At 55.0% G+C, this 24,737-nt stretch carries 24 protein-coding genes; 13 read left to right on the top strand and 11 right to left on the bottom strand.

Annotation, left to right across the window (positions count from 1 at the left end):
- Nucleotides 1–6 precede the first annotated feature (6 nt).
- The 8 genes from ABFI50_RS16045 to mntR all read right to left on the bottom strand — a co-directional run bounded on the left by ABFI50_RS16045 (nucleotide 7) and on the right by mntR (nucleotide 9,928).
- On the bottom strand, nucleotides 7–1,329 hold the full coding sequence (locus ABFI50_RS16045; RefSeq protein ID WP_014883117.1) for a PTS transporter subunit EIIC: 1,323 nt from the start codon (nucleotides 1,327–1,329) through the stop codon (nucleotides 7–9).
- 51 nt (nucleotides 1,330–1,380) lie between these two features.
- The gene (locus ABFI50_RS16040; protein WP_023336963.1) at nucleotides 1,381–2,757 is read right to left on the bottom strand and encodes a glycoside hydrolase family 1 protein; all 1,377 of its coding nucleotides are present in this window, start codon (nucleotides 2,755–2,757) and stop codon (nucleotides 1,381–1,383) included.
- A 161-nt stretch (nucleotides 2,758–2,918) separates the two neighbouring features.
- The gene (locus tag ABFI50_RS16035) at nucleotides 2,919–3,959 is read right to left on the bottom strand and encodes an aldo/keto reductase (protein WP_087530004.1); all 1,041 of its coding nucleotides are present in this window, start codon (nucleotides 3,957–3,959) and stop codon (nucleotides 2,919–2,921) included.
- A 102-nt stretch (nucleotides 3,960–4,061) separates the two neighbouring features.
- Nucleotides 4,062–5,585 (bottom strand): efflux transporter outer membrane subunit, encoded by a 1,524-nt coding sequence (locus tag ABFI50_RS16030; protein WP_023332473.1) that lies wholly within the window; start codon nucleotides 5,583–5,585, stop codon nucleotides 4,062–4,064.
- Entirely contained in the window at nucleotides 5,585–7,156 is a 1,572-nt protein-coding gene (locus tag ABFI50_RS16025; protein ID WP_200557801.1) for a DHA2 family efflux MFS transporter permease subunit, read from the bottom strand. The genes ABFI50_RS16030 and ABFI50_RS16025 overlap by 1 nt, the downstream gene beginning before the upstream one ends.
- Nucleotides 7,153–8,247 carry an HlyD family secretion protein gene (locus ABFI50_RS16020; RefSeq protein WP_014883112.1) on the bottom strand — a complete coding sequence of 365 codons (1,095 nt, stop codon included), beginning with the start codon at nucleotides 8,245–8,247 and terminating at the stop codon, nucleotides 7,153–7,155. Before ABFI50_RS16020 ends, ABFI50_RS16025 begins: the two co-directional genes overlap by 4 nt.
- 101 nt (nucleotides 8,248–8,348) lie before the next feature.
- Entirely contained in the window at nucleotides 8,349–9,458 is a 1,110-nt protein-coding gene (locus tag ABFI50_RS16015) for an anion transporter (RefSeq protein WP_023332471.1), read from the bottom strand.
- Nucleotides 9,455–9,928 carry a manganese-binding transcriptional regulator MntR gene (gene mntR / locus ABFI50_RS16010; protein ID WP_014169260.1) on the bottom strand — a complete coding sequence of 158 codons (474 nt, stop codon included), beginning with the start codon at nucleotides 9,926–9,928 and terminating at the stop codon, nucleotides 9,455–9,457. Before mntR ends, ABFI50_RS16015 begins: the two co-directional genes overlap by 4 nt.
- A gap of 182 nt (nucleotides 9,929–10,110) precedes the next feature.
- Here mntR and mntS point away from each other — a divergent pair, with 182 nt between their 5' ends.
- A complete protein-coding gene (gene mntS, locus ABFI50_RS16005) occupies nucleotides 10,111–10,239 on the top strand; it encodes a manganase accumulation protein MntS (RefSeq protein ID WP_014831181.1) in 129 nt (42 codons plus the stop codon).
- A 283-nt stretch (nucleotides 10,240–10,522) separates the two neighbouring features.
- A complete protein-coding gene (locus ABFI50_RS16000; protein WP_014883111.1) occupies nucleotides 10,523–12,106 on the top strand; it encodes a phosphoethanolamine transferase in 1,584 nt (527 codons plus the stop codon).
- A 111-nt stretch (nucleotides 12,107–12,217) separates the two neighbouring features.
- On the opposite strand, the gene ompX is transcribed toward ABFI50_RS16000, so the two are convergent.
- The gene (gene ompX, locus ABFI50_RS15995) at nucleotides 12,218–12,736 is read right to left on the bottom strand and encodes an outer membrane protein OmpX (protein WP_014883110.1); all 519 of its coding nucleotides are present in this window, start codon (nucleotides 12,734–12,736) and stop codon (nucleotides 12,218–12,220) included.
- A gap of 355 nt (nucleotides 12,737–13,091) precedes the next feature.
- On the opposite strand from ompX, the gene rhtA reads away from it, so the two are divergent.
- The 6 genes from rhtA (at nucleotide 13,092) to ybiO (ending at nucleotide 19,697) form a co-directional block, all read left to right on the top strand.
- A complete protein-coding gene (gene rhtA / locus ABFI50_RS15990) occupies nucleotides 13,092–13,979 on the top strand; it encodes a threonine/homoserine exporter RhtA (RefSeq protein ID WP_200557802.1) in 888 nt (295 codons plus the stop codon).
- A 299-nt stretch (nucleotides 13,980–14,278) separates the two neighbouring features.
- Nucleotides 14,279–14,782: a DNA starvation/stationary phase protection protein Dps gene (gene dps, locus ABFI50_RS15985; RefSeq protein ID WP_008501171.1), complete on the top strand. Its 504-nt coding sequence runs from the start codon at nucleotides 14,279–14,281 to the stop codon at nucleotides 14,780–14,782.
- 362 nt (nucleotides 14,783–15,144) lie between these two features.
- Nucleotides 15,145–15,888 carry a glutamine ABC transporter substrate-binding protein GlnH gene (gene glnH, locus ABFI50_RS15980; protein ID WP_014883108.1) on the top strand — a complete coding sequence of 248 codons (744 nt, stop codon included), beginning with the start codon at nucleotides 15,145–15,147 and terminating at the stop codon, nucleotides 15,886–15,888.
- A 93-nt stretch (nucleotides 15,889–15,981) separates the two neighbouring features.
- Nucleotides 15,982–16,641, top strand: coding sequence for a glutamine ABC transporter permease GlnP (gene glnP, locus ABFI50_RS15975; protein WP_003858462.1), 660 nt, complete (start codon nucleotides 15,982–15,984; stop codon nucleotides 16,639–16,641).
- Nucleotides 16,638–17,360, top strand: a complete 723-nt coding sequence (gene glnQ, locus ABFI50_RS15970) for a glutamine ABC transporter ATP-binding protein GlnQ (RefSeq protein WP_347484490.1) — start codon at nucleotides 16,638–16,640, stop codon at nucleotides 17,358–17,360. The genes glnP and glnQ overlap by 4 nt, the downstream gene beginning before the upstream one ends.
- 123 nt (nucleotides 17,361–17,483) lie before the next feature.
- Nucleotides 17,484–19,697 carry a mechanosensitive channel protein gene (gene ybiO / locus ABFI50_RS15965; RefSeq protein WP_069601836.1) on the top strand — a complete coding sequence of 738 codons (2,214 nt, stop codon included), beginning with the start codon at nucleotides 17,484–17,486 and terminating at the stop codon, nucleotides 19,695–19,697.
- 47 nt (nucleotides 19,698–19,744) lie between these two features.
- On the opposite strand, the gene rlmF is transcribed toward ybiO, so the two are convergent.
- Entirely contained in the window at nucleotides 19,745–20,656 is a 912-nt protein-coding gene (gene rlmF, locus ABFI50_RS15960; RefSeq protein ID WP_014883105.1) for a 23S rRNA (adenine(1618)-N(6))-methyltransferase RlmF, read from the bottom strand.
- A 243-nt stretch (nucleotides 20,657–20,899) separates the two neighbouring features.
- Between rlmF and mcbA the strand changes: the two genes are divergently transcribed.
- The 3 genes from mcbA to ybiJ all read left to right on the top strand — a co-directional run bounded on the left by mcbA (nucleotide 20,900) and on the right by ybiJ (nucleotide 22,102).
- Nucleotides 20,900–21,166, top strand: coding sequence for a DUF1471 family periplasmic protein McbA (gene mcbA / locus ABFI50_RS15955; RefSeq protein ID WP_014883104.1), 267 nt, complete (start codon nucleotides 20,900–20,902; stop codon nucleotides 21,164–21,166).
- Nucleotides 21,167–21,289: 123 nt separating this feature from the next.
- Nucleotides 21,290–21,556: a DksA/TraR family C4-type zinc finger protein gene (locus tag ABFI50_RS15950; RefSeq protein WP_014883103.1), complete on the top strand. Its 267-nt coding sequence runs from the start codon at nucleotides 21,290–21,292 to the stop codon at nucleotides 21,554–21,556.
- 285 nt (nucleotides 21,557–21,841) lie between these two features.
- Entirely contained in the window at nucleotides 21,842–22,102 is a 261-nt protein-coding gene (gene ybiJ, locus ABFI50_RS15945; RefSeq protein ID WP_014883102.1) for a DUF1471 family protein YbiJ, read from the top strand.
- Between the two features lie 118 nt (nucleotides 22,103–22,220).
- On the opposite strand, the gene ybiB is transcribed toward ybiJ, so the two are convergent.
- Complete coding sequence (gene ybiB / locus ABFI50_RS15940; protein WP_200557803.1) at nucleotides 22,221–23,183, bottom strand: DNA-binding protein YbiB; 963 nt, start codon at nucleotides 23,181–23,183, stop codon at nucleotides 22,221–22,223.
- Nucleotides 23,184–23,435: 252 nt separating this feature from the next.
- On the opposite strand from ybiB, the gene ABFI50_RS15935 reads away from it, so the two are divergent.
- Both ABFI50_RS15935 and ABFI50_RS15930 read left to right on the top strand, forming a co-directional pair.
- The gene (locus ABFI50_RS15935) at nucleotides 23,436–23,972 is read left to right on the top strand and encodes a fimbrial protein (RefSeq protein ID WP_045134227.1); all 537 of its coding nucleotides are present in this window, start codon (nucleotides 23,436–23,438) and stop codon (nucleotides 23,970–23,972) included.
- 68 nt (nucleotides 23,973–24,040) lie between these two features.
- Nucleotides 24,041–24,715 (top strand): molecular chaperone, encoded by a 675-nt coding sequence (locus ABFI50_RS15930; protein WP_023332465.1) that lies wholly within the window; start codon nucleotides 24,041–24,043, stop codon nucleotides 24,713–24,715.
- Nucleotides 24,716–24,737 lie beyond the last annotated feature (22 nt).

Raw genomic sequence — 24,737 nt, 5'->3', positions numbered from 1 at the left:
TTTCAGTTAGTTTTCTATCCCGCTGTTTTTCAACGCCACTCGCTCGGCAATCTTGAGGAAAGGCAGGTAGAAGAATACACCAAAAACAATGATTGCCAACTGCACCACCACCGCCCGCCAGTCCCCTGCCGTGGCCAGCCAGGCGCTCAGAATCGGCGGCGTGGTCCACGGGATCATCACCACGCAGCGCGACATTAACCCCAGCGTGGTGCAGAGCCAGGCAACGTAAATGCCAATCGCGGGCAACAGCACAAACGGGATCATCAGCGGCAGGTTAAAGACAATCGGCAGGCCAAAAATCACCGGCTCGTTGATGTTGAATAAACCGGGCGCCAGCGACAGGCGCGCCACCTGCTTCGCCGACTTCTGCCGGGAGAAGATAAAGATGGCGATCAGCAGCGAAATGGTGCTGCCCGTCCCGCCCACCATGCCAAACGTCGGCACGAAGATGTTGTTGATGATATGCGGGATGGGCTGGCCATTGGCAAAGGCCAGCATGTTCTCGTTGGTGTTGATCAGCAGGAACGGTTCCAGTACCACGCTGTTGACCACCGACTGATGAATCCCGAGCGTGAACAGGAAGTTACCGAAGCTGTAGATAAAAATCGTTCCCGGCAGGCTGGTGTTGATCAGCCGCAGCGGCTGCTGGATAAAGGTCGTGATGAGATGGATCAGGTCCGTGTGCAGCACGTTTGCCAGCAGTGCTGCCAGCACGGCAAATACTGACAATGTCAGAATGGTTGGGATCAGCGCGGTAAAGGATTTACTCACCGCCGGAGGCACATTTTCCCCCAGCGAAATGTGCAGCGCCTTGAGCCGCGAAATGGCAATAAACAGCTCCGTTGAAAGTAGCCCGATCAGCACTCCGGCAAAAATCCCGGTAGAGCCGATATTGGCGAACGTCAGTACCTGAGTGACGTTCACCGTGGTCTCGCTGCCGACGGGCGTCAACTGCAGGCGCATCGGCATCATGATGATAAAACTGCTAACGGCGATAACCACTGCCGAGACCGGATTGTCGAAATCTTTATTGCGCGCCAGCGACCAGGCAATCATCGGGGCCAGCAGCAGCGCGGCGATATTCAGCGTGCCGTTGATTATCGCCTCCCCCCAGACCTTAAACTGCGTGAGCGTGTCGCCGTCAAAAATCCACGGGAACACCACGTTGTTCACCAGCACCGCCAGACCGGCGAGGATGAAAATCGGCATCACCGTGGCGAAGGCATCGCGCAGGGAGCGCAGGTGCACCTGGTTTGCCAGGCGCGCCGAGAACTCAACAAATTTATCGACAAAGGACTGCATATGCGGTGTGATTTTTGTTTCAGACATAGCGGATAGTTCCCATCAATCAGTCACAAAAACGGCCCGGCAGCGTACGGCTTACATCTCGCGTCCGTTGGTATGAATGACCTGTTTCAACCAGGCGTAGCTTTTCTTCGGCACGCGCTTCAGGTCTTTCAGGTCGTGGTTTTCTCGGTTGACGTAGACCACGCCGTAGCGCTTACGCATGTCGCCCTGGGAGCTGAGAATGTCGATTAACCCCCAGCCGAGGTAGCCGATGACCTCTGCGCCATCTTCGAACATCGCCGCTTTCATTGCGTCGATATGCGCCCGGTGGTAGTCGATGCGGTAGGTGTCCTCAATCGGGTTGACGCCGTCCCAGGACTCAATCACGCCAATACCGTTTTCAATCGGGAAGACCGGCATCCGCCAGTCGTTGGCGTAGCGGGTGATGATGGTGCGAAAGCCCATAGGGTCGATCTGCCAGTTCCACTCGGTGGCTTTCAGGTACGGGTTATTTTTCTCACCGTGTAGCAGGTAATAGTTGACCGGCGTGCCTTCCGGGATGGCATCGCTGTCCAGCGTTTTGCTGGCGTAATAGCTGAAGGCCATAAAGTCGTTTTTGGTGCGCGCCAGCAGCGCTAAATCTTCGTCGCGGTAGATATCGCCAAAGCCTTCCTGCTCCACCACCGCCATCACCGCCGGGCTGTAACCCTGACCCGCAAAAACGCGCAGCAGGTTCTGGTTGAGGAATTCATCGTACTGCTGGGCGCAGAAGATATCGCGCGGTTTGCAGGTGGCCGGGTAAATCAGCTGGTGCGCCAGCATGCCGCCCATCAGCTGGCCCGGTTTGGTCTGGTGCAGATACTCGGTCAGCGACATATGCGCCACCATCGCATGGTGCTGTAACTCATAGAGCTCGCGAAGGGTTTGCTCCCCTTTCAGGTAACCGGAAATGCGGAAGGCTTCCGGCATATGGAAAATGTTCTGCTCGTTGAAGGTCAGCCAGTACTTCACCCGGTCGCCAAAGCAGTCGATCATCTTCTTGCCGTAGCGGATAAAGGCCTCCATCACGCGGCGATCGTTAAATCCGTTGTACTCCTGCGCCAGCGCCAACGGCATATCGAAGTGATAGAGGCAGATCATCGGCTCGATGCCGCGCGCGATAAGATCGTCAATAAAGCGGTCGTAAAAGGCGATCCCCTCGTCGTTGAACGCGCCATCGCCCTGCGGGCAGACACGGCTCCATGAGATCTGAAAGCGGTAGCAGTTCATGCCCAGATCCTGCATCAGGTCGAAATCTTCCCTGTAGCGGTGGTAGGAGTCGGTCGCCACTTTCCAGTCGGAGATATTTTCTCCGGCTTCACGAATGTCGTAGACCGACATGCCCTTTCCGCCCTCGTTCCATGCCCCTTCCGTCTGCATGCTGGAGACCGAGTTACCCCATAAAAAATTGGCTGGCAGCGATGTATTCATGCTCTCCCCCTATATGACTAGTCATTTTAAATTTCATGACTAGTCATATAGGCGAAGATGAAAAGGGGATCAAAGGGGAGGATCGTTTTTTGTGAGATGGATTGAAATAATGCCTACGGAAAGTAGCCCCGGTAAGCGAAGCGCCACCGGGGAGAGGACGGTTATTGCTGTGCAAGCTGGTTACGACGATATTCCCCCTGGCGCTCAAGCATCCAGCCCGGGTATTCCCCCGGCAACGCGCTGACGGCATCAAGCTGTTTAAGCTCGTCTTCGCTTAAGCGGATCCCGGTTGCGGCGATATTGTCATTCAACTGATCGACGCGTTTCGCGCCCACGATCACGCTGGTTACCGCTTTCTGGTGAAGCAGCCACGCCAGCGCGATCTGCGCGACGGAGACGCCTTTGCTTTCGGCAATCGTGCGCATTACATCCACGCAGTCGAAGGCGCGATCTTTATTGACCGGCGGGAAGTCAAACTCCAGACGGCGCCCGCCCGATTCGCTCTGCCCGTTGCGATCGTATTTCCCGCTCAGCAGACCGCCCGCCAGCGGGCTCCAGACCATCAGCCCGACGCCTTCGCTCTGCATCATCGGCACCAGCTCGCGCTCAAGATCGCGCCCGGCGATGGTGTAATACGCCTGCAACGACGCGAAGCGTGCCAGCCCCAGACGCTCGGAGATGCCAAGCGCTTTGGCAATCTGCCACGCTGCCCAGTTCGAGACGCCGATATAGCGCACGTGGCCGTGCTGTACCAGGGTATCCAGCGCACGGAGCGTCTCTTCAATGGGGGTGGCTGGGTCAAAGCCGTGCAGCTGGTAGAGATCGATATGATCCAGCTGCAGGCGGCGCAGACTCTCCTTCACGCTGCCGATGATGTGATACCGCGAGCTGCCGCGCGAGTTCACGCCCGCGGTGCCGGTTTCACCGAACACTTTCGTCGCGACCACCACGTTCTCCCGCGGAACTTTCAGGTTCTTCAGCGCCTGGCCGGTGATCTCCTCCGAGCGCCCTTCCGAGTAAACGTCGGCGGTGTCGATAAAGTTGATCCCGGCATCCAGCGCGCGGCCCACCAGCTGTTCGGCTTCGCTCTGCTGCAGCTGGCCAATCTTGCCCCACATGCCGCCTTCCCCGCCGAAGGTCATGGTCCCGAGGCAGAGTTCAGAAACAAACAGACCGGTGTTGCCCAGTTTTTGATAACGCATAAGTCATTCCTCACATGTCGAATGGGTGCCAGTTAGTTATACCCGCCCCTCTGTCATCGCGAATGTGGCGTTCCTGTCCGTTTCTTGCCCAATCCTCTGAATTTATCCGCGCGGGGCGTCGCCAAAGACGCTGTAATCCGGAAGCTGCACCTGCTGATACGGCTCCCAGCCGCCGCCAAGCGCCTTGTAGAGCGCCACCAGATCGAGCGCGCTTTGCACCTGCGCCTGAGCGCGCTGCTGCTGAGCCTGGGCGAGCTGACGCTGGGCATCCAGTACGTCGATAAAGCTGGCGATGCCCTGTCGGTAGCTGTCGCTGGCTAAGTCAAAGGCGTTTTGCAGGGCGTCGATCGTTTTTGCGAGGCCCGCTTCACGTTGCTGGTCGGTGCGGTAGCTGACCAGCGCGTTTTCAACATCGCCGAGCGCGGTGAGCACCGTCTGCCGATAGTCCAGCACCGCTGCCCCCTGCTGCGCGCGCGCCACCTTCACGCTGGAGACCAGTCGTCCGCCCTGGAAGATCGGAATAGAAACCTGCGGACCGAAGCTGTAGAAATGGCTGCTCCAGTCGGTCAGCCAGTTGGTTTCGCTGTTACGCAGGCCAAACTGCCCGGAGAGGGTAAAGCTCGGGAACAGCTCGGCCACCGAGACGCCGATTTGCGCCGTGGCGGCATGAAGATTCGCCTCCGCCTCACGCACGTCCGGACGACGGCGCGCCAGCGTGGACGGAATGCCCGTTTGCACGATATCCGGTAGCGCAGGCATTGGCTGCGCTGACTGGAGTTCGGCATCCAAAGCGCCCGGCGGCTTGCCGAGGAGGATTGCCAGGCCGTTCATCGCCTGCCGCGCCTGCGCCTGATATTGCGGCAGTTGCGCTTCCAGATTACCCAGCTGCGCCCGGGCATTTTCTACGTCCATCTGTGGCGAGAGCCCGCCGCGCTGGCGGCTTTCGGTGAGATCCAGCGTCTGCTGCGCGCTCTCAATCTGGGTATTCAGGGTGGCGATAATGCTCTGCGCACCGCGCAGCTGTAGCCACGCCCGCGCCACTTCCGCTTCCAGCGACACCAGCGCGTCGTTACGCTGCTCGATAGCCGCCTTCTGCTGGGCTTCCGCGGCTTCCACCTGACGGCGCACCTTGCCCCACAGGTCAATTTCCCACTGGGCGTCGAAACTGCCCTGGTAGAGGTTGATCGGCTGCGTCAGCGGGCCTAACGCGCCCCGCAGGGCTGGATCGACATTATCCAGCTGGTCATACACGCCGTGGGATTTCAGCTCGCCTTCCAGCCCGAGCTGTTGGCGCGTCGCCTGTAGATTGCCGTTAACCGACGGGAAAAATGCTCCGCCTGCCTGATTAATCTGTTCACGTGCCCCGGCAATGCGTAGCACCGTTTGCTGCAGGGTCAGGTTTCCGGCAATAGCCCGTTCAACGAGGCTATCGAGCTGCGGCGAGCCGAAGGTTTTCCACCAGCGCGGGTTGGTCGCAGCGGAGATAGTTTGCGATTTCACGCCGCTGTCGCCCTTATCGTTCCAGTGCGTGACGGCCGGCGGCGCGGGTGGCTGGTAATCTGGTCCCACGGCACAGCCAGCCAGCAGCAGCATTATCATCAGAGGATGTAAACGTCTGTGTATCATCAATGTGCTCCTGCACTCCCCTCGCTCTTAACCGGCGAGAGCAACAAACAAAACGGAATCAGTAACAAGGCCACCACGCTCAGCAGGGTGAAGACGTCGATGTAGGCCAGGAAGCGCGACTGCTCGATCATGGTCTGGTACATCCGCCCGGTGGCAATGCCGGTTGGGTCACCCACCTGAGTCGTGAAGTTCTGGATCGCCTGGGCGCTTTCGCGTATCGCCTGCTGAAACTGCTCGTTAAACGGCGAAGCGTGATACGCCAGATGCGCGCTATGGGCCTGCGAGCGCTCGGTAATGGCCGCCGTCGAGAGAGAAATCCCAATCGAGCCCGCCACGTTGCGGAACATGGTAAACAGCGCCGCCGCGTCGGCGTTGAGCCGTCTCGGTATCGAGATGAAGGCAATCGTGGTGAGCGGCACAAACAGGAACCCCAGCCCAATCGACTGAGCGCTGCGGAACAGCACCAGAGTTTCGAAGTCGATATCCGGCGTCAGCGTGCGCGACCAGAAGAACGACACCGCCAGGCAGGTAAAGCCAAAGGCGATAATCCAGCGCGTCTGCACCACCGGCATGAGCTTCAGCACCAGCGGGATGGTGAGTACAATCAGCACCGCGCCGGGCGACAGCACCAGCCCGGACCAGGTGGCGGTATAGCCCAGATCCTGCTGCGCCAGCTGCGGGATCACCACCGAGCTGCCGTATAAAATCATCGCCATCCCAGCCATTAACAGGCTGGAGATCGCGAAGTTGCGGTCTTTCAGGCAGTACAGATCCACCACCGGCTTTCTGGCATACACCAGCCAGTAGATCGCGCCGATAATGCCGATCAGCGTCAGCACGGCGAAACTGCGGATAAAGTTTGAGTAGAACCAGTCTTCATCCTCTCCCCGGTCCAGCATCACCTGCAAACAACCGAGCCCTAAGGCGATCAGCCCGATCCCCGTCCAGTCGATGGTTAGCTTCTCTTTCGATTTACTCTCCCACGGCGGATCTTCCAGCAGCTGATAGATCGCCAGTACCGTGACGATCCCCACCGGGATGTTGATAAAGAACACCCAGCGCCAGGAGTAGTTGTCGGTGATCCAGCCGCCGAGCGTCGGGCCGAGCACCGGCGCAACGATAATCGCAATAGAGGAGAGACCAAACGCTTTGCCCCGGTCCTCCGGCTTGAAGTAGTCGAGCAGCACCGACTGCTGGGTAGGCTGCAACCCGCCGCCAAAGAAGCCCTGCATCACGCGGAACAGGATGATCTGCCACAGCTCGGTGGCGATCCCGCACAGGAACGAGCAGACGGTGAACATCACAATGCAGATTAAGAAGAACTGCTTGCGGCCAAACACCCGGCTTAGAAACGCCGAGATGGGCAGCACGATGCCGTTCGCCACCAGATAGCTGGTTAAAACCCAGGTCGATTCGTCATAGCTGGAGGAGAGCGAACCCGCGACGTGCGGCAGCGCCACGTTAACGATGGTGGTGTCCAGAATTTCCATAAACACCGCCAGGGTGACCACAATCGCCACCGCCCACGGGTTACTGGCGGGTTTCCAGCTGTCGTGGCTATGATCCGTCATTCCACTGTCACCTTCGGCGCCACCGACAGCCCCAGCGGCAGCGGTTTATTCGGGTCGAGTCCCTTATCAATCACGATTTTCACCGGCACGCGCTGCACAATTTTGACGAAGTTGCCGGTGGCATTTTCTGCCGGGAAAGCGGAGAAGCGTGAGCCACTGCCCTGCTGAATACTGTCGACGTGGCCCTCAAGTTCCATATCCGGCCACGCATCCACGGAGACGGTGACCTTATCGCCGGGCTTCATGCGTTCAAGCTGGGACTCTTTAAAGTTCGCCACCACCCATACGTTAGGGGAAACCAATGAGAACAGCGCGGTGCCCGCCTGCACCAGCGTCCCGGGCTGCACGTTGCGTTTGGTGACAAAACCGTCGAACGGGGCGCGGACTTCGGTGTAGGAGAGATTCAGATTGGCCGTTTCGAGCTGCGCTTTCGCCTGCTCGACCTGACGCTCACGTGCTTCAACGTTGGTTTCCTGCTGGCGAATTTGCAGTTGAACCTGCTCCGCCACTTCCAGCTGCGCCTGGGCGCTGGCCAGTGCAGCCTGCGCGCTGCGCAGCTGTGCGTTCGCAGAATCAATACTTTGTTGCGTGGTCGCCCGCGGGTCGACGCCGCGTTGACGACGGTACTCCGCCTGCGCGTTCGCCAGATCGGCCTGCGCTTTCAGTACCTGCGCTTTCGCTTCGTCGCGCTGGGCAGGATACTGCACTTTTGAGAGCGCCAGCTGCGCCTGGGCCTGATGGAGCTGCGCGATAGCCAGTCCAAGCTGAGCCTGAGCCTGATCGCGCTGGGCGGTGGTATCGCGTGGATCGATAACCACCAGCAGATCGCCTTTTTTAACGCGCTGGTTATCGCGCACGTGCAGCCCGGTGACATAGCCCGCCGTTTTGGGGGCAATCGTCACCACATCGCCATCGGTAAAGGCGTCGTCAGTTGTCTCTTCGTTACGGGTTAAAAACCACCAGACCAGCGCCACGACAACCATCACTACCACGACAATGCCGAGGATAATTAACGGTTTTTTGCCCGGTCGCTTACGTTCATTATTGTTGTTTTCCTGCTCGTCAGCAGGCGTTTTTTGATCTTCAGCCATAGTTCAGCAACGGTCCTGTCAGTGAGCGGCATCACACTATGCCGTTCACTAAAGCTAGGACGTTGCTATACGTTTGCCAGGAAAAACTGACAAATTGCGCACTATATGAGAAGGAATAATCCGAAACCGATCGCCGCAGCCCACACCAGCATGGGGAGGGACCAGAGATGGAAGCGCCACCAGATACGACGATCGCTGGCCATACGCAGGGCAATGAGGTTTGCCAGCGAGCCGGGCAGCAGCCCAAACCCGCCAATGTTCACCGCCCAGGCCAGAAGGGTGTCAGGCGGAACATAGTTGAGCAGCAGAATGGTGGAAGGCACGTTGCTGATAAACTGCGACAGGCCAATGGCCGTCAGCCACAGACCCGGCTGAGACAGCGTGCTGACGCTGTGCAACACGTTTTGCAGCACCGGAAGCTGGATAAGAAGATGCACATCAATAAACATCGCCATAAAGACCAGCAGCAGCGTCCAGTCCACGCTCACCAGCACCCGGCGTGCCAGCACGACAAAGCCTGCGGCGACCAGCAGCACACCCGCCAGCTCAACCTTCAGTTCCAGCGCGATGAGAAAGACGATGTACAACCCGAGGCAGCTCCAGACCAGACGCGGCTGCCACTGCGGGCCCGCGGTTCCGCTATGGTACTGCAGTTTTTTATCCGGAAAAGCAAACCAGCATACCGCCAGTAGCGACAGCATCATCACCAGTGCCAGCGGGGCCATCTGCCAGGTAAAGGCGGCAAACGACAGGCCGGACCGCCCCCAGAGCAGGATATTTTGCGGGTTGCCGATAGGGGTCAACAGAGAACCGGCGTTCACGGCCAGCGCTTCAAAGATGATCAGCCGGCTGACCGGGATCTCGCAAAGCCTGCGTAGCGTCAGCGTGAGGGGCACGATGATAAACAGTGCCACATCGTTGGTCAGAAACGTCGACAGCACCGCAGCGGAGAAGACCATAAACAGCGCCAGCCTGCGCTCGGTGGCAAAACGGCGCACCATTTTACGGCCCAGCACGTCAAAATAGCCGCTCAGCTCAACCCCTTTGGTCAGCATCATTAACCCACTCAGGGTAATGATGGTGCGCCAGTCAATGGCGGCAACCCAGGCGCGGGGCGCAAACGGCACAAAGAGGCTTAACCCTGCGCCAATGATTAATAAGAGATGGAAGAAACGATCGCGTGCCAGGGCATGCAGTCCGGGGATTTTCATTCAGCGGAGGGACCGTATTTAAGGGTAAATTCACGAAACTTCACCAGCGTCTCTTCACTTACGTGGTGCTCCATTCCTTCCGCATCCCGGCGGGCAATCTCCGGGCTAACGCCCAGTACCAGTAAAAAGTTCTCGACTAACTGGTGACGCTCGCGGCTCTCCTGTGCAAGCTTCTCCCCTTCCGGCGTCAGAAATACACCGCGCCAGGGGATCATTTCAATTAAGCCCACCGAAGCCAGACGTTTTAACATTTTAGCCACTGTCGGCTGTGATACCCCCAGTCTGGCGGCCATATCGACCTGCCGCGCTTCCCCGACTTCACGGATCAGATCGGAAATCAGCTCAACATAGTCATCAATCAGTTCACGACGGTGCGCTTCACGGACCTGGCGAAACCCTTCGACATGTTCTTCAACATTCACCAGCTGCGTCGTTTTTCTGATTGTTGGCTTACCTGCGCGACGGTTCATTGTACTTCCTCAGTGGGGTGACGCTTCCAGCGCCCGGTATCGAGAGCGCACATTGTAAACCATCCCTCTGCAAGCACAAAAAATTAACGAAATAGCCATAGCTATACAATATAGCCTGTGCTATATCTGTATGTAATGCAGTCACCCTTCACGGATCGAAGGGATCAAAATCAGGAGGTCTTATGAACGAATTCAAGAGGTGTATGACCGTGTTTACCCACTCTCCCTTTAAAGTGCGCTTGATGCTGTTGAACATGCTGTGCGATATGTTTAACAACAAACCGCATCAGGACGACAAACCTTCCCACTAAGCGGCGTTGCGGTACGCCGCTTCATCTCTGCGTCACATTCCCGCTGTAAACTGGCTTCCGGCCGCCCTATTCCCGATCTTTTTTACGGATTTGCAATCCTCTTCGCAAAACATCTGTTGAGCAACTGTTGCTATTATTTTGCGCTCGCACTATCTTCTTGCAGCCCTGCACTATTTGCGGCTCGCTGAAGCGGACCCTCATTCCCTTTCTACGCACTGTCAGGCAGGTTATGACCCTTGACGCCAGGGTGAGCACATGGCGTTTTTATCCATGATAGTGACCTATGAATTTAACCCTGATAGATTCTGTCGTTACCCGTAGCCGGGCCTTAAGCCCGTGGACGGCGTTTTACTTTTTGCAGTCATTGCTGATTAACTTTGCACTAGGCTATCCCTTCAGTCTGCTGTATGCGGTGGCGTTCACCTGCATTCTGCATGTGCTGTGGCGGGCCGCTCCGCGCGTGCAAAAAACGCTGATTGGAATCTGTTCGCTGGTCGCTGCCCTCTATTTCCCGTTTGGCCAGGCTTATGGCTCGCCAAACTTTAATACCCTGCTCGCGCTGCACTCGACCAATATGGAAGAGTCGACGGAGATCCTGACCATCTTCCCGTGGTACAGCTACGTGGTAGGGCTCTTTATCTTCGCGCTGGGGGTTATTGCCCTCCGCCGTCAGTCAGTTGAGAAAAAGTCCTGGGGCAAGATCGAAATTCTTTGTCTGGTATTCAGTATTGCCGTGGCGTTCGTCGCCCCCATCCAGAATATTCCCTGGGACGGTAAGTTAAGGCTCATTAACGTTGGTTATCCGGTTTTCCGCTTCGTGAAAGACGTTGTCGTGAATAACAGAGAAGTGCTCGACGAGCAGGCCCGCATGGCTGAACTTTCCAATAAGAAAGACACCTGGAACGTGCTGGCGGTGAAGCCGAAATACCATACCTACGTGGTAGTGATCGGCGAGAGTGCCCGTCGCGACGCAATGGGCGCATTCGGCGGACACTGGAATAACACGCCGTTTGCCAGCTCGGTCAATGGCACCCTGTTTACTGATTATGTCGCGGCCAGTGGCTCGACGCAGAAATCGCTGGGTCTGACGCTAAACCGTGTGGTAGAGGGCAAACCCCAGTACCAGGATAACTTTGTTACCCTGGCAAACCGCGCAGGTTTCCAGACATGGTGGTTCTCTAATCAGGGGCAAATTGGCGAATACGATACGGCCATCGCCAGTATCGCGAAGCGTGCTGACGAAGTGCAGTTCCTGAAGAGCGGTGACTTTGAGGCCGACAAAAATACGAAAGACGAAGCGTTGCTGAAAATGACGGCGCAGGTGTTTGCCACACCACGCACCCAGCCTCAGCTGATTGTCCTTCACCTGATGGGCTCACACCCGCAGGCCTGCGATCGCACTGACGGGAAATACGCGGATTTCGTGCAGTCCAAAGAGACCTCTTGTTATCTCTATACCATGACGCAAACCGACGATCTGCTCAGCAAGCTGTACGATCAGCTGCGCAATACGGGCGACAGTTTCTCTGTGGTCTATTTCTCGGATCACGGGCTGGCGTTTAAAGAGCGTGGCAAAGAAGTGCAATACCTGGCACATGACGACAAGTTCCAGCAGAACTTCCAGGTACCGTTTATGGTGCTGTCGAGTGATGATAAAACGCATCGCGTGATTAAAGCGCGCCGTTCGGCGAATGATTTCCTGCAGTTCTTCTCTCAGTGGACGGGGATTAAAGCCGAAGAGATAAAAAATGCGTATCCGTTTATCTCCAACAAGAAAGCGCCCCCAGTGTACGTTACCAACTTCAAGTTACAGAAAGTTGACTATAACCATCTGGGTACGGATATTTTTGATATTAAGAGTAAGTGATTTCTGCCGTCTCGTGCAGACTGATGCCCTGACCCTCTCCCACGTGGAGAGGGAACAAACAAAAAAAAATCCGCCACATTGGGCGGATTTTTTATTCGATCACCGGAGTGATTAGAAGCGGTAACCTACGCCCGCGATCCAGGTGCCAACGTCAACGTTGCGGATACGGCTCTGCTCATAGGAGAAGTCCAGAGCAACGTCCTGGATTGGGTTGAACTGCAGGCCTGCGCCATAGGAGAAGCCGTAGTCGCTGGTGCTTGCAGTGCGGTTCAGACCCTGGTTTTCGGTCTGCTGGAATTTACCGTAGCCAACACCTACAACACCGTAGATGCTTGCCCAGTCATTCAGACGGTAAGCTGGACCAGCAGTGATACCGTAGTACTGGCCTTTGTTGTACGCGCCGTTTTCAGTACGATCTTTCTCGGTGTAGGTGAAAGAACCGATCACGCCCAGCGGGTTGTTATCCTGCTCGTAACGATACTTCAGGTTGAAACCGTTAGTTTTGTTCATTACGCCCTGCATATCGCTCTGAGCGTAACCACCGGTTACAGTAGAAGTAGCCGCTACAGCGGTACCTGCGGAAACAGCCAGTACAGCGGCCAGTGCTGAAAGACATGCAATTTTTTTCATAACCACCTCAAATGTGCTTCAAGTAAGTCCGTAAGTTTTAAATATATCAAAAAATTTTGCGAAACTCTTTGTGATTCGTGATGTCTAACGAGGTCTTTCCTGTAACAGAACGTTTCCAACCTCAGCTAACTCTTTCAAATCACATGCGATTTTTCCCACAAAACGCCCATATTGCGCGTCTGTGCTGTTACATTCATCCAGATTATTCCTAATCTTTAAGACGATTAATCCAGCAGTAGTTAACCATTTTACGGATTTCATGGGGCTTTTTTTTCAACAGAGTCTCAACCGTCGCTGTATATTTCCTTTACACTGCAACCTTTACTTCATTTGACAGAAGCTGACAGGAGAAAGGATGCCTGGGTTATCCCGCACGTCGTCGGTCTGGTTGCCGGTAGCAGTCATACTCATTGCCATGTTGTCCATTCAAAGCGGTGCCTCGCTGGCAAAATCGCTCTTTCCACTGGTAGGGGCACCCGGGGTGACGGCCCTGCGTATCGTGCTGGGCACGGCGATACTGGTTGCCATTTTCAAACCCTGGCGTCTGCGCTTCAAAAAAGAGCAACGTCTCCCCCTGCTGTTTTATGGTCTGTCCCTTGGGGCGATGAACTATATGTTCTACCTCTCCATCCAGACCATCCCCCTCGGGATCGCCGTCGCGCTGGAGTTTACCGGTCCGCTTGCGGTGGCACTTTTCTCTTCCCGTCGTCCGGTGGATTTTATCTGGGTCGTATTGGCGGTGCTGGGCTTATGGTTCCTGTTGCCGCTCGGCCAGAATGTCACTGAGGTTGATCTTACGGGTGCCGCGCTGGCTCTCGGAGCCGGTGCCTGCTGGGCCGTTTATATCCTCACCGGGCAGCGCGCTGGCGAAGAACATGGCCCGGCAACGGTCGCCCTGGGTTCCGTGATTGCGGCTATCGTTTTTGTGCCGATCGGTATGGCGCAGGCCACGGCGTCTATCTGGCAATGGTCAGTTATGCCCATTGGGCTGGCGGTCGCAGTGCTCTCAACGGCGCTCCCCTATTCTCTGGAGATGATCGCCCTGACGCGTCTGCCGACACGCATTTTTGGCACCCTGATGAGCATGGAGCCTGCCCTGGCGGCAATCTCCGGAATGGTATTCCTTGGCGAAACGCTGACGCTTACCCAGACGCTGGCACTCTGCTCTATTATTGCAGCCTCAATGGGGTCAACGCTCACCATGCGCCCGGAACCCAAAGTTGAGAAAATCGACATCAACTGATGCCATATATTCTGCATGGCTTTGTGGCCATGCAGAATAAAGGCCAGATCGTCAGGCGTTATAATTTCTTACATACTTTGTCATATTATCGAAATATCCTGCCAGGCCTGTTTTCTCTGTCCTCAATTAAGATTGATCTGTATCAATTCTAAAATAATCTATTTATATCAATAAATTATATTATCAACCTCCTTCTTGCTATTAAACCGATAGGCACAGCCAGACCGCAGAGAAAAAATCCGGTGCTATACTTAGTTCCGTAATTACCTGGGACATTAACATCAAGAGGATATGAGATTATGAGTACCGCTAAACTGGTGAAAACGAAAGCGTCTAATCTGCTTTATACCCGTAACGATGTATCGGATAGCGACAAAAAAGCGACCATTGAGTTGCTGAATCGCCAGGTGATCCAGTTCATCGATCTTTCGCTGATCACCAAACAGGCCCACTGGAATATGCGCGGTGCAAACTTTATTGCCGTTCACGAAATGCTGGATGGCTTCCGCACAGCACTGGTGACACACCTCGATACGATGGCTGAACGTGCCGTACAGTTGGGTGGTGTTGCGCTGGGTACCACGCAGGTGATCAACAGTAAAACGCCACTGAAAAGCTACCCGCTGGATATCCATACCGTTCAGGATCACCTGAAAGAGCTGGCAGACCGTTACGCGATTGTGGCCAACGACGTGCGCAAAGCGATTAGCGAAGCCAAAGATGAGGATACGGCAGATATCTTCACCGCCGCCTCCCGCGATCTGGATCAGTTTCTGTGGTTTATCGAATCTAACATCGAGTAATCCATACGATTTTTCTATCGAACCCTCGCCTTCCGGTGAGGGTTTTGCACATCTATGGTGCACACTTTTGGCCTGATACGGTGCAAAAGTGAAGAAATTGTAATAATCACCTCACACAACCGTTAATGGAAGATTGTTTTTTCGTCAGAATTTACGCTAAATATCTCCCCGTCAGTTGAGCCAAACGACGCGCACCAAAATGGTGCTCCATCATGGTGCAACACAACATCATTGCCCCGTTTTTTGTGCAATGCATGACTCCATCCCCTTTGCAAAACAACAGCTTGTAAAGTTGGCACGATTTTTTCATTGTGCCTGTCGTTCTCTCAGGGGATCGCCCCGTGGATATAAAAGGAAATGCTATGAAGTCTGTATTAAAAGTTTCACTGGCTGCACTTACCCTGGCTTTTGCGGTGTCCTCTCAGGCTGCCGACAAACTGGTTGTGGCGACCGACACGGCGTTCGTTCCGTTTGAATTCAAACAGGGTGATAAATACGTTGGTTTCGATGTTGATTTGTGGGCCGCTATCGCAAAAGAACTCAAACTGGATTACACCCTGAAGCCAATGGACTTCAGCGGCATCATCCCGGCACTGCAAACCAAAAACGTTGATCTGGCCCTGGCGGGTATCACCATCACCGAAGAGCGTAAAAAAGCGATCGACTTCTCTGACGGTTACTACAAAAGTGGTCTGCTGGTCATGGTCAAAGCCGATAACAATGACGTCAAAAGCGTGAAAGACCTCGACGGTAAAGTTGTCGCAGTGAAGGGCGGTACCGGTTCCGTGGATTACGCAAAAGCGAACATTAAAACCAAAGACCTGCGTCAGTTCCCGAACATCGACAACGCGTACATGGAACTCGGCACTAACCGTGCTGACGCTGTTCTGCACGACACACCGAACATCCTGTACTTCATCAAAACCGCAGGTAACGGCAAGTTCAAAGCGGTAGGCGACTCTCTGGAAGCACAGCAGTACGGTATCGCATTCCCGAAAGGCAGCGACGATCTGCGCACGAAAGTGAACGGCGCGCTGAAAACGCTGAAAGAGAACGGCACGTATAACGAAATCTACAAAAAATGGTTCGGTACTGAGCCTAAATAATTTCACCTGAAATCAGGTTTGTAACGCCCGGTGGCGCTGACGTTTACCGGGCCTACATTTTTCGTTTTTCACCACGGTATACAGGAATACATCATGCAGTTTGACTGGAGCGCCATCTGGCCTGCCATTCCACTCTTGCTTGAAGGCGCTAAAATGACCCTGTGGATTTCGGTCCTGGGTCTGGTGGGCGGGTTGATTATCGGTCTTGTCGCCGGTTTCGCCCGCACCTACGGCGGCTGGATTGCAAACCACATCGCACTGGTTTTCATCGAAGTGATCCGCGGCACCCCGATTGTCGTGCAGGTCATGTTCATCTACTTCGCCCTGCCAATGGCCTTCACCGACCTGCGTATCGATCCGTTCAGCGCAGCCGTCGTGACCATTATGATCAACTCGGGCGCCTACATTGCGGAAATCACCCGCGGTGCGGTGCTGTCGATTCATAAAGGTTTCAGTGAAGCGGGTCTGGCGCTGGGCCTTTCGCGTCGCGAAACGATCCGCCACGTCATTCTTCCGCTGGCGCTGCGTCGCATGCTGCCACCGCTGGGTAACCAGTGGATCATCAGTATTAAAGATACGTCGCTGTTCATCGTTATCGGCGTGGCTGAGCTGACCCGTCAGGGGCAGGAGATCATTGCTGGCAACTTCCGCGCGCTGGAAATCTGGAGTGCGGTAGCCGTTGTCTACCTGATCATTACTCTGGTTCTGAGCTTCGTTCTGCGTCGTCTTGAAAGAAGGATGAAAATCCTGTGATTGAATTTAAAAACGTTTCCAAGCACTTTGGCCCAACCCAGGTGCTGCACAATATTGATCTGAGCATTACCCAGGGTGAAGTGGTGGTCATTATCGGGCCGTCCGGTTCCGGTAAATCCACTCTGCTGCGCTGCATTAACAAACTGGAAGAGGTCACCAGCGGCGATCTGATTGTCGACGGTCTGAAGGTCAATGACCCGAAAGTGGACGAGCGCCTGATTCGCCAGGAAGCGGGCATGGTGTTCCAGCAGTTCTACCTGTTCCCGCACCTGACGGCGCTGGAAAACGTGATGTTCGGCCCGCTGCGCGTGCGCGGTGCCAGCAAAGCGGCGGCGGAAGCGCTGGCAAAAGATCTGCTGGCAAAAGTGGGTCTGGCAGAACGTGCGCACCACTACCCTTCCGAGCTCTCCGGTGGTCAACAGCAGCGCGTCGCGATTGCCCGCGCGCTGGCTGTGAAGCCGAAGATGATGCTGTTTGATGAGCCAACGTCCGCACTCGACCCGGAGCTGCGCCACGAAGTGCTGAAAGTCATGCAGGATCTGGCAGAGGAAGGGATGACGATGGTTATCGTGACCCACGAAATCGGCTTTGCGGAGAAAGTCGCGTCCCGCCTGATCTTTATCGATAAAGGTCGTATCGCGGAAGACGGTAACCCGCAGGAACTGATTGCCAATCCGCCGAGCCAGCGTTTGCAGGAGTTTCTGCAGCACGTCTCCTGATCTTACGCTTCACGCTGAGCCGGGCTTGCCCGGCTTTTTTACGCCAGATTGTTCCCAAAAACTCTCCTCCTCCCCGCGCCCTCTATACTTATCATTTTGCACGATATTTTGTCGGAGGACGCCGTGCCGTGGTTCCTGCTGCTGTTGATAAGCCTGTTTAGTGCGCCATCCCTCGCCGTGGCGATCCCCGGCGTGACCACCGGAACGACCGCGTCCCAGCAAAGTACGCCGCCCCCGGAACCGGATGTTGAACAAAAAAAAGCGGCTTACGGCGCACTTGCCGACGTGCTTGAAAACGATGCCTCCCGAAAAGAGTTAATCGATCAGCTGCGTAAAGCCGCCGCCACGCCGCCAAAGGAGACCGTTCCCACCCTCACCCCGCCGCAGGTAGAGGAACAAAAAACCGTGCTGGAAAACGTCACCGACGTGAGCCGACGCTTTGGTGAAGCGCTCTCCACACGCTTTGCCCAGCTCTTTCGCAACCTGATGGGATCGCCCCATAAGGCATTTAACCCGCAAACCTTTAGCGCCGCCGCCACCCAGTTTTTGATGCTGGCGGGCGCGGTATTTATTTTTTACTGGCTGGTACGCCTCTGTGCCTGGCCGCTTTACCGCAAGATGGGCTACTGGGGCCGAAAAAAGAACCAGCATAAAAACAGCTGGCTGCACCTCCCCGCCATGATCGCCGGAGCCTTTATTATTGATTTACTGCTGCTGGCGTTGACGCTGTTTGTGGGTCAGGTGCTGGCGGACCGTCTCAATACGGGCAACAAAACCATTGCCTTCCAGCAGGCGCTCTTTCTGAACGCGTTTGCGCTCATCGAATTTTTTAAAGCGGTACTGCGCGTCATCTTTTGCCCGCGCGTGCCTGAACTCCGCCCGTTTACGATCGGTAACGACAGTGCGAAATACTGGGCCGTGCGGCTCAGCGTGCTCAGCGGCCTGATTGGCTACGGCCTGCTGGTCGCGGTGCCGATCATCTCCAACCAGGTCAACGTGCAGTTTGGCGCGCTGGCGAACGTGTTGATCATGCTCTGTATTACCGTCTGGTCGCTGTACCTCATCTTCCACAATAAAAAGGCGATCACGGAGAGTCTGCTGCATCTGGCCGATCGTTCTTTGTCGTTCTTCAGCCTCTTCATTCGCGCCTTCGCGCTGGTGTGGCACTGGCTGGCAAGCGCTTACTTCATCGTGCTGTGTTTCTTCTCGCTGTTCGACCCGGGTAATAGCCTGAAATTTATGATGGGGGCGACGTTCAAAAGCCTGGCGATTATCGGCATCGCGGCATTTGTGTCGGGGCTGTTGTCGCGCTGGATTTCGAAAACCATCACCCTGTCCCCGCACGTACAGCGTAATTATCCGGAACTGCAAAAACGCGTGAACGGCTGGATGTCAGTCTCCCTCAAAGTGGCGCGCATTCTGACCGTCTGCGTGGCGATTATGCTGCTGCTGAATGCGTGGAACCTGTTTGATTTCTGGAACTGGCTGCATAACGGCGCAGGTGAGAAGACCGTTGATATTTTAATTCGTATCGCACTGATTCTGTTTTTCTCCGCCGTTGGCTGGACGCTGCTGGCGAGCCTTATCGAGAACCGTCTGGTGTCCGATATTCACGGCAGACCGCTCCCCAGCGCCCGTGCGCGCACGCTGTTGACCCTGTTCCGCAATGCGCTGGCGGTGATCATCAGTACCATCACCATCATGATTGTGCTGTCGGAAATCGGCGTAAACATCGCTCCGCTGCTGGCAGGTGCCGGTGCGCTGGGACTGGCGATCTCCTTCGGGTCACAAACGCTGGTGAAGGATATTATTACCGGCATTTTTATCCAGTTTGAGAACGGAATGAACACCGGCGATCTGGTAACCATCGGGCCGCTGACCGGCACGGTCGAGCGGATGTCGATTCGTTCGGTGGGCGTGCGTCAGGATACCGGGGCATACCACATTATTCCGTGGTCATCGATCACCACCTTCGCCAACTTTGTGCGCGGCATTGGCTCCGTTGTGGCGAACTACGATGTGGATCGTCATGAGGATGCGGACAAAGCGAAGCAGGCGCTGCGGGACGCCGTTGAAGAGTTAATGCAGATGGAGGATATTCGCGGCCTGGTAATTGGCGAGCCGTCATTTGCCGGGATTGTCGGGCTGACGAATACGGCATTTACGCTTCGCGTGTCGTTCACCACCCAGCCGCTGAAGCAGTGGACGGTGCGCTTTGCGCTCGACAGCATGGTGAAAAAACACTTTGATCTGGCAAACGTGCGGATGCCGGTGCAGACGTATCAGGTGTTGCCTTCACCGGCATCGATGCCACCTCCGCAGGAGCCGACATTGTAGCCGTGTTGCCGGGTGGCGGCTTCGCCTGACCCGGCCTGCGGGACACCTTATTTGCGGCGTTTGTTGTCATCCATAAACGACCAGGCAATAAAGCGGCTCTGCTTCTGGCCCTGCGCCATCTCTTTTTTCACCACTTTCACCGCGCCTGCTTCGGTGAGGGCCCGGTAGAGTGGCGGCAGGTTATCTCCGCGGGAAACCAGCGTGGTAAACCATTTCACCTGGCGACCAAACTGTTTGCTTTCAGCAATCATCCGCAGGATGAAGGCGACTTCACCGCCCTCGCACCACAGCTCCTGCTGCTGCCCACCAAAGTTCAGCGCGGCATCTTCGGCCTGCCCCAGGTTGCGGCGTTTGCGCTCGCTGCCTGCACGGGCCGCTGCCGCCGAATCATGGAATGGCGGATTACACATCGTGGCGTCATAGCTTTCGTTTTTGTGAATGATGCCGTTGAAGATTGACGTCGCCTCCTTCTGGCGACGCAGACGAATGGAACGACTCAGGCCAGCGTTAGCGCTGATTATCGCCTGCGCGCTGGCAAACGCCTCGGCACCGATTTCGCTCCCGGTAAAGCGCCAGTGGTACTCATGCACGCCAATCAGGGGGTAAATCAGGTTTGCCCCGGTACCAATATCCAGGACGGAAGCCTGCTGGGGGATCGCGCCGTCACGATCGTCGGCGAGAAGATCGGCAAGGTGATGAACGTAATCAGCACGGCCCGGAACAGGAGGACAGAGAAAGCCTTCCGGGATATCCCAGTGCGCCACACCGTAAAAATGCGCCAGCAGCGCCTTGTTCAGGGTTTTCACCGCCAGCGGATCGGCAAAGTTAACCGACGGTTCGCCCGCGGGGGTCTCGACAATATAGTCCTGCAGCGCCGGACAACTCTGGCACAGTGCGTTCATGTCGTAGCGGCTGCGATGGCGATTTCGTGGGTGCAATCCCGGCTTTTGGGAAGTCATGGCATTCTCCTTTAAACAGCGGCGTAAGATACCTTGTGCTGGCTCTACGGTAAATCTTTCTCTGCAACCCTTAAAAAACCGCCATAAATCAAACACCTTTATGTCTATGATCTGTCAGCGGATTGTCAGCTTTTATCGTTCAAAAAATAAGCAGATCATCATCAAATATTTGCGCTAAATCACACTCGTCAGGCTTCTAAACTTAAAGGGAATCACCTGTTGTTTCCTCATGAGGATGTGATTATGAAAAAGTATCTGACCCTTGCTCTTCTCGCCGGTACCCTGGCGAGCGCCTCTTTCTCCGCTATGGCCGTTCAGTCCCTGACCCAAAGCACGGACACCAGCCAGCTGCGCCCGGCCGGTACCGTCTCGGTAAGCCGCGCAAGCAACCTTGACGATCTTCAGGATAAACTGGCTGAAAAAGCTCGCCAGGAAGGCGCTAAAGGCTTCGTGGTGAACTCCGCAGGTGGAGATAACCATATGTACGGCACAGCGACTATCTATAAATAACGTGTTTCCTTTCACCCGACTGCATCTGCCTGCCAGATGCAGTTTGTCTCCCCTCTCACCTTGATTGTGCATTTTTTAACCCCATATTAACGCTATGGCTTAAACCGATATCAGGAGGGCAAGATGGCTTCCGGTTGGGCAAATGATGATGCCGTGAACGAACAGATCAACAGTACGATTGAAGATGCAGTTGCGCGCGCTCGCGGCGAAATTCCGCGCGGCGAAAGTTTAACGGAATGCGAAGAGTGCGGAGAGCCCATTCCTGAGGCGCGGCAAAAAGCCATTCCCGGGGTAAGGTTATGTATAACCTGCCAGCAGGATAAAGATTCAAAAAACGCTTCACATTCGGGATATAATCGCAGAGGATCGAAAGACAGCCAGTTACGCTGACTTTCCTTTACCTAAGTTAACCGCCCGAATGCTTACCTTTACGCTCACGCTTTTTAGCGAACCGCGTAGCAAAATGTGCCATTCAACTTTCTTCTGTAAAGCGTATCAACAAGAAGTGTAAAGCCGTAATTTGAATTTATTAATAATCAATAAGTTATTTGTCATTCAATTTTTTTGATTAACCACGTCAATTCTCTTCGATTTTATCTCTGCAGAAAAAACGTGATACTTATCACATCGACGGAACATCGTCCCCTTAACAGAATAACCTGCGAGAGATTAATTATGAAAACCATCAAATATGCTGTTGCTGCTGTTGCCCTGTCCGCTCTGTCTTTTGGCGCATTCGCTGTAGAGCCTGTTTCATCTACTCAGGCGCAGAGCATGAATAAAATCGGTGTGGTGAGTGCAGAAGGCGCGACCACGCTGGACGGTCTGGAAGCCAAACTGGCTGAGAAAGCGGCTGCTGCCGGTGCAAGCGGATACACCATCACCTCCGCTAACACCAACAACAAGCTGAGCGGTACTGCGGTTATCTACAAATAATCGCCTGAATGAATGCTGTACCCTCACCAAACCCTCTGGTGAGCTGCTCCAACCCTCATTGACCCTGTTGTTTGTTACCCTTGCTTGCCCGTCCGCCACTGGACGGGCTTTTTTTTGCCTAAAATGCCGCCTCAACCCGTTTCATGCCAGCCTCGACCGTGTCAACTTCCCCGGTCGCCAGCAGGCAGCAGGCCATCTGTAACTTGATGGACTGCGGCACCGGCACATTTCCGGCAAGGCACTGTTCAATCCACTTCGCGGTGATGTAGGGATCTTTCGCCTCCGGCAGAATAACGCCGCTGTTCTCTTCCCCACGTTCAAGCGCGATACGCGTCCCAGCCGCGTCGATCAGCATTATTTGCGGGCAGCGCTGCGGATTAGCGTACACCTCGCCTTCCGTCCCATGCATCAGCAACGCGTTGCCGCCAATCTCTTCAAAGAATTTCCCCACGCGCCCCACGTATTCCGGGTGCGAAACGCTGGAAAGGCGCAGCGCGGCATTTTCGGCAAACGGCGTGGTCAGCTTCGCCAGCGTATGCGCGCTGTTACGCACGCCCATTCGCCAGCGCATTGCGAGCTGCTTTTCCAGCGGCGGGCAGAGCGCCTTAACGGGAATATAGACCGGCTGATGGCTATCGAGCTTCGCCTGCGCCTGCCCGGCGTGGAGAGTGGGTTCGATCCCCAGCAGTTCAAAAATCGTTTCTGTCAGCACGCGGGTCGGATCTTCACTCACCCCGTGCACCACCACTGGAAAACCCAGCTTATGTAACAGAATAGCCAGCAGCGGCGTCAGGTTGGCCTGCTTGCGCGCGCCGTTATAGCTGGGAATGACGATCGGCATCGGTTTTGCCACCGGTGGCGTCAGACGCAGCGTTTGCGCCTGCATCGCCTCATAAAAGCCGCGCATCTCCGCTTCACCTTCTCCCTTAATGCGCAGGGCGATAAGAATGCCGCCGAGTTCGAGATCGGGAACCTCACCGTTGAGCATACGGGTGTAAAGCGCACGCGCTGTCTCATGATCCAGGTCGCGGGCATGGTTTTTTCCACGCCCTACCTCTTTGATAATTTTACGATAATCCACGGTATCTCTCCTGAAAACGTCACCTTGTTAACACTATATCCCCGATGAAACCTGCCAGGTAGCTTTTTATCCCCACCGCCAGAGCCATCTGTTTTACCGAAGAAAAAAATTATGCAAGCACTGATTCAATTATTTGTGATGCCTATAGAAGATTCTTATCCATCCATTCTTTGATTAAATAACGAACGGAAATCATTGAGGACAACGGGCAAAAACCTTAGGCACGTTTTTACCCACACACCAGGAACTATTATGAACAAGATTGCGTTAGGTCTTTTTATCGCGTCGGTGATTGGCTGCTCGGCATCCGCTTTTGCAGCAACAGACGGTGAAGGACAGATCAACTTTACGGGCGAAATCATCGATTCCGCCTGTCAGGTTGTGAATGGTTTAAGTAACCCGTTGAACGTGACATTAGGCAAAGTCTCCAAGACGGTCTTTACCGGTGCCGGCTCCACCAGCACCGCCACGAAGTTTGATATTGAGTTAAAAAACTGCCCGGAAACCGTTACGTCGGCGGCAATCAACTTCGGCGGAACGCCGGATGCTAATAACAACAGCACCCTGGCGTTAACCCCCGATGCAGATGCCGCAACCGGCGTAGCCATTCAGCTGATCGACTCTTCTGAACAGCCCGTCAGTTTATATACTCCGTCAAAAGAGTATCCGCTGGCCTCCGGCACCGCAGTAAACGATCTGCAGTTTGCCGCGCGTTATATTCAAACCGGTGCGGCCATTACCGCGGGTCCGGCAAACTCTGTTTCAACATTCACGGTTATTTATAACTGATATTGCTCACCAGGGACTATTTCCTTTTGCAAAAAAGAGATAGTCCCGCCTTATTTTGAGAAAAAACTATGCGTCACGGTTATTTACTCAGCACCCTTTTACTGGTAGCTGCAACGGCACATGCAGGCGTTATTATTAACGGCACGCGCCTGGTCTACCAGGGAGGCAAAAAGGAATCCTCTATCGGTATTTCAAACCCAGATGCAACGGATTATCTGGTGCAATCCTGGGCGGATTCTGGCGGTAAAGACCTGGCCAAAGCTCCCTTTCTGATTACGCCGCCACTGTTTCGTCTTGATGCGAAGCAGGAAAACGTTCTGCGCGTCGTACGTACCGGCGGAAATTTGCCTGAAGATCGCGAGTCGATGTTCTGGCTGAATATAAAAGCCATCCCCTCCTCAAAAAAGGTGGCAGGGGTCAATACCCTGCAAATTGCGGTTAACACGCGCATTAAGCTGATGTACCGCCCGGCCTCCGTCAAGGGTAAACCGGAAGCGGTCGCGGATCAGCTTGAGTGGCACCGCGAGGGCAATGATTTAGTGGTTAACAACCCGACGCCGTTTTATATGAATTTCCAGTCGGTCACCCTTAACGGTCATAAGGTCGATAAAGCGACCTGGGCCGTACCAAAAACCGAAACCCATTTTGCGTTGCCTGCACATACCGGCGGTTCAACCGTGTCCTGGTCAATTATTACTGATTACGGCAGCATCAGCAAAACGCTCTCTGCATCCGTGCATTAATACCGTACCCAATAACGCACCT

Origin of the sequence: Enterobacter sp. HNDS-6 (assembly GCF_039850505.1) — a bacterium.
GTDB lineage: Bacteria > Pseudomonadota > Gammaproteobacteria > Enterobacterales > Enterobacteriaceae > Enterobacter > Enterobacter kobei.
The sequence above is the reverse complement of the archived record's forward strand: the minus strand, read 5'-3'. Positions and strand labels throughout refer to the sequence as shown.

Coding starts and splice junctions, on each gene's coding strand:
- ABFI50_RS16045 (WP_014883117.1), bottom strand. CDS start 1,329: ATGTCTGAAACAAAAATCACACCGCATATGCAGTCCTTTGTCGATAAA.
- ABFI50_RS16040 (WP_023336963.1), bottom strand. CDS start 2,757: ATGAATACATCGCTGCCAGCCAATTTTTTATGGGGTAACTCGGTCTCC.
- ABFI50_RS16035 (WP_087530004.1), bottom strand. CDS start 3,959: ATGCGTTATCAAAAACTGGGCAACACCGGTCTGTTTGTTTCTGAACTC.
- ABFI50_RS16030 (WP_023332473.1), bottom strand. CDS start 5,585: ATGATACACAGACGTTTACATCCTCTGATGATAATGCTGCTGCTGGCT.
- ABFI50_RS16025 (WP_200557801.1), bottom strand. CDS start 7,156: ATGACGGATCATAGCCACGACAGCTGGAAACCCGCCAGTAACCCGTGG.
- ABFI50_RS16020 (WP_014883112.1), bottom strand. CDS start 8,247: ATGGCTGAAGATCAAAAAACGCCTGCTGACGAGCAGGAAAACAACAAT.
- ABFI50_RS16015 (WP_023332471.1), bottom strand. CDS start 9,458: ATGAAAATCCCCGGACTGCATGCCCTGGCACGCGATCGTTTCTTCCAT.
- mntR (WP_014169260.1), bottom strand. CDS start 9,928: ATGAACCGTCGCGCAGGTAAGCCAACAATCAGAAAAACGACGCAGCTG.
- mntS (WP_014831181.1), top strand. CDS start 10,111: ATGAACGAATTCAAGAGGTGTATGACCGTGTTTACCCACTCTCCCTTT.
- ABFI50_RS16000 (WP_014883111.1), top strand. CDS start 10,523: ATGAATTTAACCCTGATAGATTCTGTCGTTACCCGTAGCCGGGCCTTA.
- ompX (WP_014883110.1), bottom strand. CDS start 12,736: ATGAAAAAAATTGCATGTCTTTCAGCACTGGCCGCTGTACTGGCTGTT.
- rhtA (WP_200557802.1), top strand. CDS start 13,092: ATGCCTGGGTTATCCCGCACGTCGTCGGTCTGGTTGCCGGTAGCAGTC.
- dps (WP_008501171.1), top strand. CDS start 14,279: ATGAGTACCGCTAAACTGGTGAAAACGAAAGCGTCTAATCTGCTTTAT.
- glnH (WP_014883108.1), top strand. CDS start 15,145: ATGAAGTCTGTATTAAAAGTTTCACTGGCTGCACTTACCCTGGCTTTT.
- glnP (WP_003858462.1), top strand. CDS start 15,982: ATGCAGTTTGACTGGAGCGCCATCTGGCCTGCCATTCCACTCTTGCTT.
- rlmF (WP_014883105.1), bottom strand. CDS start 20,656: ATGACTTCCCAAAAGCCGGGATTGCACCCACGAAATCGCCATCGCAGC.
- mcbA (WP_014883104.1), top strand. CDS start 20,900: ATGAAAAAGTATCTGACCCTTGCTCTTCTCGCCGGTACCCTGGCGAGC.
- ABFI50_RS15950 (WP_014883103.1), top strand. CDS start 21,290: ATGGCTTCCGGTTGGGCAAATGATGATGCCGTGAACGAACAGATCAAC.
- ybiJ (WP_014883102.1), top strand. CDS start 21,842: ATGAAAACCATCAAATATGCTGTTGCTGCTGTTGCCCTGTCCGCTCTG.
- ABFI50_RS15935 (WP_045134227.1), top strand. CDS start 23,436: ATGAACAAGATTGCGTTAGGTCTTTTTATCGCGTCGGTGATTGGCTGC.
- ABFI50_RS15930 (WP_023332465.1), top strand. CDS start 24,041: ATGCGTCACGGTTATTTACTCAGCACCCTTTTACTGGTAGCTGCAACG.